Origin of the sequence: uncultured Veillonella sp. (assembly GCF_934190855.1) — a bacterium.
GTDB lineage: Bacteria > Bacillota > Negativicutes > Veillonellales > Veillonellaceae > Veillonella.
Map to the genome: position 1 here is coordinate 1 of NZ_CAKPTN010000052.1, position 10,694 is coordinate 10,694.

General features: G+C 39.5%; 10 protein-coding genes and 2 pseudogenes. All 12 read right to left on the reverse strand.

Features of this window, described 5'->3' with window-relative positions; genetic code table 11:
* Positions 1-175 (reverse strand): annotated as a pseudogene (locus Q0F90_RS04490) (DUF4911 domain-containing protein); the annotation flags it as partial.
* Between the two features lie 2 nt (positions 176-177).
* Entirely contained in the window at positions 178-1,419 is a 1,242-nt protein-coding gene (locus Q0F90_RS04495) for a U32 family peptidase (RefSeq protein WP_296003742.1), read from the reverse strand.
* The gene (locus Q0F90_RS04500) at positions 1,419-2,027 is read right to left on the reverse strand and encodes an O-methyltransferase (RefSeq protein ID WP_296003744.1); all 609 of its coding nucleotides are present in this window, start codon (positions 2,025-2,027) and stop codon (positions 1,419-1,421) included. Before Q0F90_RS04500 ends, Q0F90_RS04495 begins: the two co-directional genes overlap by 1 nt.
* Before the next feature lie 23 nt (positions 2,028-2,050).
* Entirely contained in the window at positions 2,051-3,484 is a 1,434-nt protein-coding gene (mltG, locus tag Q0F90_RS04505) for an endolytic transglycosylase MltG (RefSeq protein WP_296003746.1), read from the reverse strand.
* A gap of 248 nt (positions 3,485-3,732) precedes the next feature.
* Positions 3,733-4,029, reverse strand: coding sequence for a DUF1292 domain-containing protein (locus Q0F90_RS04510; RefSeq protein WP_296003748.1), 297 nt, complete (start codon positions 4,027-4,029; stop codon positions 3,733-3,735).
* Positions 4,030-4,057: 28 nt separating this feature from the next.
* Entirely contained in the window at positions 4,058-4,477 is a 420-nt protein-coding gene (gene ruvX / locus Q0F90_RS04515) for a Holliday junction resolvase RuvX (protein ID WP_005386119.1), read from the reverse strand.
* A complete protein-coding gene (locus Q0F90_RS04520; protein WP_009351224.1) occupies positions 4,477-4,737 on the reverse strand; it encodes an IreB family regulatory phosphoprotein in 261 nt (86 codons plus the stop codon). The genes ruvX and Q0F90_RS04520 overlap by 1 nt, the downstream gene beginning before the upstream one ends.
* A gap of 155 nt (positions 4,738-4,892) precedes the next feature.
* Positions 4,893-7,508, reverse strand: a complete 2,616-nt coding sequence (gene alaS, locus Q0F90_RS04525; protein WP_296003750.1) for an alanine--tRNA ligase — start codon at positions 7,506-7,508, stop codon at positions 4,893-4,895.
* 164 nt (positions 7,509-7,672) lie between these two features.
* Positions 7,673-8,485: a C40 family peptidase gene (locus Q0F90_RS04530; protein WP_008714242.1), complete on the reverse strand. Its 813-nt coding sequence runs from the start codon at positions 8,483-8,485 to the stop codon at positions 7,673-7,675.
* An 81-nt stretch (positions 8,486-8,566) separates the two neighbouring features.
* Positions 8,567-9,577, reverse strand: coding sequence for a glycosyltransferase family 2 protein (locus tag Q0F90_RS04535; RefSeq protein WP_296003752.1), 1,011 nt, complete (start codon positions 9,575-9,577; stop codon positions 8,567-8,569).
* A 628-nt stretch (positions 9,578-10,205) separates the two neighbouring features.
* Positions 10,206-10,583 (reverse strand): hydrogenase expression/formation C-terminal domain-containing protein, encoded by a 378-nt coding sequence (locus Q0F90_RS04540; protein ID WP_009351019.1) that lies wholly within the window; start codon positions 10,581-10,583, stop codon positions 10,206-10,208.
* Between the two features lie 8 nt (positions 10,584-10,591).
* Positions 10,592-10,694, reverse strand: a pseudogene (locus Q0F90_RS09220) (hydrogenase HupD); the annotation flags it as partial.

The following is a 10,694-nucleotide window of genomic DNA, read 5'->3' on the forward strand; positions in this document are numbered from 1 at the left end:
CTACAGAGGTCATAACACCTAAGTATTCATAGCCTTCAATGATGCGATTGATGAAATTCGTATGTGTAGGATCTATGTGAAAGTACACATACGCTTCCTCTCCGGAGGTTTCTAAATCTGGTACATCTGAAAATGCACCGATAGATTTACTCGGTTCTAAAGGTGTACCACTCATAATTACTCCGCTTTAGGCTTACACTCACGGCGCATCATGGAGTACGGCTCAAGTGGTGTATCCATGTAGATACGAACTTTCATTTGCGCATGAGGTGCTACCTCGATTGGGTTCCCGTCTTCGTCTGTCATTTTTTCAATTACAGTTTCTACAAGGTCCCCTTTAGGTTGGCAGAATTCTACTTTATCGCCTACTTTGAAGTTGTTCCGTTGTTCAAGATCAACGTATTTTTCTTCTTCGTTGTAGCCCATAACTAAGCCGATGAAGTCATGGCTTTGTGTGTTAGTAGATTTACCGTAGTTTTGAGCTGTTTCATCAGGACGACCTTCTGCAAAGCCATCTGTATATGGACGGTGAGAAATCTTTTCTAATTCTGCAATCCATTCTGGACGAACGTACCAATCTTTACCTTCTTTAAGGTATGTATCAATCGCTGTACGGTAAACCTTTGCTACTGTTGCGCAGTAGTGAACAGATTTCATACGGCCTTCGATTTTTAGACTGTCTACACCAGCTTCGTATAAATCAGGAATGCGGTGAATCAAACACAAATCTTTAGAGTTAAAGATATATGTGCCATGCTCATCTTCCTCGATCGGATAGTATTCACCAGGTCGATTAGATTCCACAAGGGAGTATTTCCAACGGCAAGATTGAGAGCATTGACCACGGTTCGCATCACGATTGCCTGTCATATAGTTAGACAATAGACAACGACCAGAATAAGAAATACACATAGAACCATGTACGAAGGATTCGATTTCAATATCTACATTCTCCTTCATTTCTTTAAGGTCTGCCAAGGATACTTCACGAGCAGCTACTACGCGTGTAGCACCAAGCTCTTTCCACATTTGAACTGTGTGCCAGTTTGTAGTAGATGCTTGTGTACTTACGTGAAGTTCAAGGCCTGGAGCTACGCGTTTAGCAAGACTAAAGATGCCCATATCGGCAACGATGATCGCATCAACACCGATACTTTCAAGGAATTTCAAATAGTCCTCTAAACCTTCAAAGTCCTCGTTGTGAGGAATAATATTACATGTAACATGGATCTTTTTACCATGAGCATGTACGAACTCTACAGCTTCCTTTAATTCCTCGTCGGAGAAATTAGAGTTACCTGCGCGCAAGCCAAAACGTTTACCTGCGCAATATACGGCATCCGCACCGTAGCGAATAGCCATTTTTAGCTTGTCCATATTCCCTGCAGGACAAAGCAATTCCATAAAATGTTCTGCCATTATTTGTTGTGCCCTTTCCACACACTCACACTCATGCCATCACCCATAGGGTAAATGGTAGTGTTAAACAATTCTTTATTTTCAACAAATGTTAAGTATTCTTTTAACCGTTTTACGATAGTTTTGAACCGTTTTGGCGGCTCCTTATCGCCCCTTACATAGCCTCTAAAGAGTACATTGTCCGCTAGGATAACGCCCCCTTCTTTCACATGCCGCAAAATAAGCTCTAGCTGTTTAAGATATTGCCCCTTAGGACCATCTAAGAACACTAGATCATATTCACCAGTGAGTTCCGTTAAGACTTGAGACGCATTGCCTTTCAGCAATGTAATTTTATCAGCATAATCGGATTGGTTAATATAATATTTCGCCATCTCGTGACGTACATCATCTAATTCAATAGATGTAATGTGTCCCTCCTCTTTATCGAGTAGCGGAGCCATCAATAAAGCGGAGTAACCAATGGCGGTGCCCACCTCTAACACAGAGGTGGGCCGGTACAAACCTATTAATTCTTCAAATAGATGAACCTCAGATTCTCGTAGAATCGGCACATCGTTAATCATCGCGTAAATGCGCTGTTCATTTAAAATATCATTTAATGTCATGAAAGTAGACTAAATCTCCTACATTATTTATTGCTATTACCACTAGGAACTACCAACGTAGAACGATCAACTGTTTCAGCTGGTTTCACTTCAATGCGTGGTACCTCTTGTGTACTTGGAGCTACATATGGAGTCGTTTCTGGTGCACGATTTGTAGTCGGTACATACGTGTTATTGTTAGAGCTATTACCATAAGATGGAGTAGCTGGTGTAACTTGAACTGGTGTTTGATTTTGTGTTGGAGCAGGTACAGGAGCTGGAACCTCAGCTGCTGGAACAGTTGTTGGCGTGTATTTATACGTAGGTTCAACGTCAACATATTGAGAATCCGCTTCAACCGCTTCTGCAGAACTATAGTTGTAGTCAGGCTCTGTAGTGGCTACAGCTACGTCATAGTTAGGACCGGCTTGTGCAGCCACTTCTGTGCTAGCAGAAGGAGCTGCGGCTGTATCAGCGCCATAAATCTTATTAACCGCCGCTAAGTGCTCTTCGTATGTTTTAGAGAAGTGATTATGACCTTCTTTATCAGCTACGAAGTACAAGTAATCTGTATTTTCAGAATGTAATACAGCATCTAAAGATTTTTTGCCAGGGTTAGCAATTGGTCCTGGTGGTAAGCCTTTAGATACATATGTATTATATGGGCTTTGTAGTTGAGTATCACCAATCGTTACATTTTCCTTAGCATAACCAAGTACATAGGAAATTGTCGCATCAGATTGTAATGGAATACCATGAGCCAACCGCTTTTTGAATACCCCTGCAATAGTAGGACGATCTGCATCAAACAAAGACTCACGTTCAACGATAGACGCCAATGTAACAAAGTCATGAATACTCATATGCTGAGCTTGAATTTGTTTCTTCACAGCTGGGGTGAGGTAACGATTCATTTCGTCAGCCATCATTTGGATAACATCACGAGGTGTAGCTCCAACAGGGATTTCATACGTACTTGGGAACAAGAAACCTTCTACAGGATATGTAGCTGGTCTTGTGCCCTTCATGTATGGGTATGGTACAAAGGTTTTTGCTTCTGCTAAGAAGTCCTTTGCTTTCATGATTTGATTTTTTTCTAGAACGATAGCAATATCCCCAACGGTATATCCTTCAGGAATGGTAACACGAATCGATTCTACATGACCTTCTTGTAATAAAGAAATGAGTTCGCGCACAGTTACCTTATTAGGAATTTGATAGTGACCAGTTTGAAGTTTGTCATTAGTACCGCTCAAGTATAACCAAAGTTTAAAACCTTGAGTGGAGCGAATAAGACCTCTTTCAAAGAGCATATCTGCAATTTCAGAGCCCGTTTGGCCCTTTTCTATAACTAGAACTTGGGTGCCATCATCTTGAGCGAAGGTATTTGGTACAAGGTATAATGCACCAAGACCACCACCGATAATCAATACACCAACAATAGCTAGAATTAGAATATATCTTAAGGCTTTTCTCACGTCGTTGAGTTCCTTTCTGTAACATAACAGTATATATCACTTTATTATACCATAAACTCTATATTTCCCCTACCCGAAAGGGCATTAAGCACCTTATTTCTCTCTGCTTATGTGATATATCAATTATAGTTTTTTGTCATGCTAATAATATGAATGAATACCTTAGTTTATAATTCAATACTATCTATATTCAAACATAAAAATAGCGCATTGCTCAACGCAATACGCTAGATTTATGTTAAAGACGATTATTCGTCTTCACCCATTTCTTCATACAATTTTACTAGAGTTTCAAAAACTTCATCTTCTTCATCTAAAGGTACGTATTCTTCTACGCCTTCTTCATTTTTTTCGATGCTAGCCAAGATCATGTATGTGTCATCTTGACCTTCGTGGTCTGCCTCTTCATCTTGTACATGTACAAGAACTGCATACTCACGACCTTCATGGTTTAGAACAACATCTTCTGTGAAGTATTGTTTATTGCCGTTTTCGTCTTCGAATTCTAAATAATACACTTCACCTTCAAAGTTTTGGTCAACCATTGGAAACCCTCCTTGTGGAAAAAAAGATTTATTTATTGAACTGCAAGCGATCTAAGTATCCTTGCAAAATTACAACCGCTGCCATTTTATCAATAACGGATTTACGCTTTTTACGACTTACGTCAGCTGCAATGAGTTGGCGTTCAGCCATAACCGTAGATAACCGCTCATCCCAATATGAAACAGGTAAATCGATGACTTCTTTCATCTTCTCAACGAATTCTTCAGTCTTTTCAGCTCGTTCACCTTTTGTACCATTCATATTCTTCGGCATACCTACTACAAGCTCATGTACTTCATATTCAGCAATGAGTTCTTGTAAGCGATTAAAGTCTTTTTCAAGAGATGTTCTACGAATGGTTTCAATACCTTGTGCAGTCATGAGCAGTGCATCGCTACAGGCAATACCGATAGTACGGCTGCCCACGTCTAATGACATAATTCTCATTATAATTGTTTAGCCTTTGCGTATTCTTTCAACAATTCCTCAATCAAATCATCACGTTCTAAGCGACGAATGTCAGAACGTGCATTATTATAACTAGTAATGTACGCTGGGTCACCAGAGATTAGATAACCTAAAATTTGATTGATTGGATTGTAACCTTTTTCTTGAATAGATTGATAAACACGAGTCAGAACTTCTTCAGCTGTCATCGGTTCATCGTCTACTTTACGGAATAACATGGTTTCATCAGAAACTTTCATTGTATCCCTCCTTTTTATTACATTGGCGGGCTTCACCTGTGAAAGTGAAACCTCGCCTACTATTATACTTGAATCAAAGGTACATAGTCATTAACTTTTTATGCATTATGAATTTTTTCTATAACAGATAGAAATATAATTATAAAATTATATGCCTATTGTAACATAGATGTTAATTCATCACCACCAGCTTTTAATGCTTCCATCAATTTAGCTGGTTCTTTGCCGCCTGCTTGAGCCATATCTGGACGGCCACCGCCATTACCACCAGCTACTTGAGCTGCAGCTTTTACGATGTTGCCAGCTTTAGCGCCCTTAGCAACGACATCTTTAGATACTTTACATACAAAGTTAACTTTATCGTCACCCATAGCAGCACCTACGAGAACTACACCAGAGCCATTTAATTTATCAAGACCCATATCTGCTAAGTCGCGTAATTCATCGATAGAGGAAGCTTTTACAGCAGCTGCTACAAATGGAACGTCGCCAATCATAACTTTACCAGCAATGATATCAGCAGCGCCTGCAGCAGAAACTTCTTTGCGAATTTGTTCTAATTCTTTAGCAGTTTCTTTAGCTTCTGACAATACTTGATGTAAACGTTCTTCTACTTGAGGAGCTTTAGTTTTAAGTTCGCCCGCCATGCGTTCGATAGTCAAGCGATCTTGTTTAGCCGCATCGAGAGCTGCACGACCAGTGATAGCTTCAATACGACGTACGCCAGAACCGATACCAGCTTCAGAAGTTAAACGGAAGGAGCCTACGAAGGCAGTATTACCTACGTGAGAACCACCGCATAATTCAACGGAGAAGCCTGGAACCTCTACAACGCGAACTACGTCGCCATATTTATCACCAAAGAGCGCCATAGCACCTTTTTCTTTTGCTTCGTCCATGGACATTTCAGCAATAGCAAGGTCAGTAGCTTTAAGAATCTCTTCATTTACTAGAGCTTCGATTTGATCAAGTTCCTCTTGTGTTACAGGAGAGAAATGCGTGAAATCGAAACGCAAGTAATCTGGAGTTACTAAGGAGCCCGCTTGGTTCACGTGGTCGCCTAAGATTTGTTTCAAAGCTGCATGTAACAAGTGAGTTGCTGTATGGTTACGAGCCATCGCAGAGCGACGGTTTGTATCTACTTCAAGAGCTACGTCATCACCTTCAGAGATGGAACCTTCTACAACTGTACCGATATGGTATACAGTACCTTCAGGTAAGCGTTTAGTATTATGAACCTCTACTTTACCCATTGGGCCTACGATGAAGCCTGTATCGCCTAATTGACCGCCCCCTTCTGCATGGAATGGAGTAGTGCGTACGATAATCGTAATTTCATCGCCGTCAGCAGCTGTTTGTAAACGTTCAGCCCCTTTACCTACCATCAACACAGAAGATGCTTTTACAGACTCATCTTCAAGAAGCTCTTCGTCTTTCAAGAATGTAATGTCCGGTGTTGCTACCTTCGCATCTTCTTTAACACGAGCTTCACGAGCGCGTTCACGTTGCTCTTTCATAGCAGCTTCAAAGCCTTCATGGTCGATTGTAAAACCGCGTTCAGACGCGATTTCTTCTGTTAATTCCCAAGGGAATCCATATGTATCATATAATTTAAATACTTCAGAACCAGGAACTACAGTTGCTTTTTCAGCAGCCAATGTGTCGATCAAGGAGTTCAACAACTCAAGACCTTGTTCCAATGTTTGGTTAAAGCGTTCTTCTTCGTTTTGAACAACACGTTTAACGAAGTCTTTTTTCTCAGCAATGGATTTAATACCAGGACCAAGAATATCTACTACTACATCAACTAGTGGAGTTAAGAAGATACCTTCAATACCTAATAAACGACCATGACGTACAGCACGGCGCAAGATACGACGCAATACATAACCGCGGCCTTCGTTAGATGGCAATACACCATCAGAGATCAATGCGGTTACAGCACGAGCGTGGTCAGCAATAACTTTCAAAGATACGTCCGTATTTGGATTATCATTGTAAGTAACACCAGCGCGTTTTGCAGTCGCTTCGATGATTGGGAAAATTAAATCTGTTTCAAAGTTAGTTCTGCAACCTTGTAATACGGAAGCCAATCGCTCAAGGCCGGCGCCTGTATCAATGTTTTTATGTTGTAATGGCTCATAGGAACCATCTGGCATTTTATTAAATTGTGTAAATACAAGGTTCCAAATTTCAAGGTAGCGATCGCAATCACAACCTGGTGCACAGTTAGGATCATCACAACCATGTTCAGGACCTTGGTCAAAGAAGATTTCGCTATCTGGACCGCATGGGCCTTCACCGATTTCCCAGAAGTTGTCTTCTAAACGGGAGATATGGCTTTCTTCTACACCACACTCCTTATGCCAAGTATCATATGCCTCTTGGTCATCTGGATATACAGTAACATATAATCTATTTTTATCGAGTTTAATAACCTCAGTTAAGAACTCCCATGCCCAATGGATAGCTTCTTTTTTGAAGTAATCACCAAAAGAGAAGTTACCAAGCATTTCAAAGAATGTATGGTGACGCGCTGTGCGACCTACGTTCTCAAGGTCACCTGTACGCATACATGTTTGGCTTGTTGTAATACGATGACAAGGAGGTACCAATTTACCTGTAAAGAAAGGCTTTAATGGCGCCATACCTGCCCCGATCAATAATAAAGATGGATCATTTTCTGGAATAAGAGAAAAAGTATCTAATTTTAAATGTCCTTTACTTTCAAAAAACTCCAAATATGCTTGACGCAGCTCATTACCCTTCATGTGTATATTCCTCCTAAAATTATTTACTCTTCATTATATCGTAAAAACGAGATAAAATCCATGTATAGAGATGACTTATAAGGCTATAAAAACAGAAAAAGAGGTTATACAAATCAACAGAACATAATTGATTCGTATAGCCTCTTTTATAGCTAGTTATGAAATTAGCGCACAACGCGTTTCGCGCCGATGTAGCGTTCGCCCCAATAGCCAGTATCAAGGTCAGCTACTGCAACACCACGACTGGAAGTGGCGCTGATGAACTTGCCATCACCAATATAAATACCGGAGTGAGATGGACCTGGCTCGTATGTTTCGAAGAATACCAAATCCCCTGCTTTCAAGTTCGCACGAGAAACCTCAACACCTACGTTATATTGTTCGTCCGCTAAACGAGGTAAGGAAATACCTTGTTTTTCGAATACATATTTAACGTAACCAGAGCAGTCGAAACCACTTGGAGTAGTACCGCCAAATACATATGGTACACCACGGTATTTGTCAGCTTCCGCCAAGATAGCGTGAATGCTGCTAGGTGTTTCATTTTTCGTAATATTATTTAATTTAACGTTTTTGCCATTAATGGATTGACCAGCGATACGACGGGATGTCGCGTTGCTGTTTGTAAAAGCGGATTTCGTTGCTACTGCTTTAGTCGCTGCATTTTGAGTCAATACTGCCTTCGTAGAACGAGGAGCACCCATCAATGCATTATACGTAGCAGGACCTACGATACCGTCCACTGGAAGGCCACGATCTTGTTGGAACAGACGAACTGCCCATTTCGTTTCCTTACCATATACACCATTTTTGTCTGTAGCATTATAACCGTGTTTAATTAGTTGTTGTTGAACCGCTGTAACACTTTTGCCTTTATCACCATATTGTAATGTTGTTGCGCCAACCATGGCTGTTGTGGCACACACAAAAGTTAATGTTAATGCCGTTATTTTAACCTTACTATATTTTGACTTCATATGCTTCCTTTCCAAACTTTTAAAGTAAGTTATTTATTCAAAATATACTAACCGTCTATTTATTTGCATCTACAAATACAGCTAGTCTTCTTTGCGTTTGTTAGTATAAGTCTGTGATGCTATAAAGACATCTGCACTACTAGGTCCCAACAATGGAGCCTCTTCATGCTCTTCAAAATTTATAGCTGACTTAACCCAATACAAAGGCCGTTGCTTCACCTCTTCAAAAATACGACCTACATACTCGCCAATAATTCCCAGTCCGACGAGTTGAATCCCCCCAATAAACAAGATTGATACGCCCAACGTAGTCCACCCATTCAAGGCTTGTCCTGTAAGGTATACATACAACAGATGTAAGATAAGCAAAAAGCTCATACCACCACAGAGTACACCTACATACAAGGCGGCCCGTAAAGGAACCCTAGAAAAGGCTGTTACCCCATCGAGAGCAAATCGAATCATTTTGCGCACACTAAACTTTGAAACCCCTGCAAAACGAGGTGGAGCTACAAAGTGCAACTCAGCTTGTCTATACCCTAAGGCTCCGACAATACCGCGCAAGAAACGACCATGTTCTCTAAACCGTTTCAACGTGCCTAATGCTTTACTATTCATGAGGCGGAAATCAGATCCACCTTCCACAATAGGAACATCAGCCATCTTGTTCATTAGTTTGTAATAATACTTAGACGTGAAGGATTTAGCCCAACTAGCGTCCTCAGTTGAATCTCGAATGGTGCGCACCACATCGTAACCAGATTCCCACAACCGAACAAGTTCAGGAATCAATGCCGGTGGATGCTGCATATCACCGTCCATTGTAATAACTGCATCGCCATGAGCATAATCAAGACCACAAGTAAGTGCCGTCTGATGCCCAAAGTTACGAGCAAGCAATAACACTTTCACATGTTTATCATTGTATGCAATTTCACGTAATATCATAGCTGACGAATCACTAGATCCATCATCTACGTAGATTAGTTCATAATCATACGTGAGACCTGACATAACCTCTGTGACGGCTTCATAGAAAGTTGCTATGTTTTCCTCTTCGTTATATACAGGTACTACAATAGAAAGTAACATAAATCCTCCAAAGTATTTTACTCACATATTTTATGTTAATTAGTAAATTAAGGCAAATTATCAAGGTTAACAATAGGTAAAATTCTACTTATAAACCCAGTAATTAAGCTATTTTTTAAGAAATCACTAAAAACACGCTTCATTTAGCTTATATATAAGCATATCATATCAATAATACATTCATTTATTTGAAATTTTACTCAATAAGGCTAATTATAAAATAAATTTATTTCTCTACTAAATCAAGGAATAATGATTATTGCTAATTTTATAAACTATTAATCAAAATATCAGATAGATTTTTGATAGAAAACACACCAAAATACCCTTAATTCATTTTATATTCATATAAAATTTAGTTATTTTATTAAATTAGCCCCACTATTTTGAATTAAAATTTTTATTTAACAAAACCCTCTTAAAAGAAAAGAGGCTTTTTATAATAATACAATTTCATAACTTTTACAATGATACATGTTTCACTTATACAAAAGATACTTGTTTCACTTATATAAGAGATACTTATTTCACTGATATAACAAAGGCCATAAATAAAAGGGAGGCCAAAAATGAAATGGATCCCCAAATCATGTCTAATTTCGGGATCCACTTCAAAGGGCCTCTTCTATTATAGTCCTGCAGCATCAATCCAGGATTGTAAATCCTCTTCTGCCATTTCCATATCTTCTTCGTACGCACCAGCAACAACAGGATATTTTGCTACCTCTACAGTATGTAAAATTGAGTCATCTCGACCATTTTTAAAGGTACCAATCCATATACCTGAGAATTGAGATTCATACCATTCTACAGGTTGATCTGTTTCATTAAAACTAATCGTAATATGACCACGACCAAGTGTTTCTAATACTTCCACTTGTTCTTCCTCTGTAAGGCCTGTTTTTTCAATATAAATAGAATAGGTTTCTCCTGTTTCACGCAAATTTTTAAGAGCTAAACGCAATTCATTTAATACAGCCCTTACATTGTTGTAATTTTCAATCATATATACTCCTATAATTTCGGTTCTACTTGTACGCCCCATTGTCGAAGCACATTAAGGACCCGTTCTTTTACATCTGGTAAGGCCCGTTGCACAACCTCGCTTGGTTCAAAA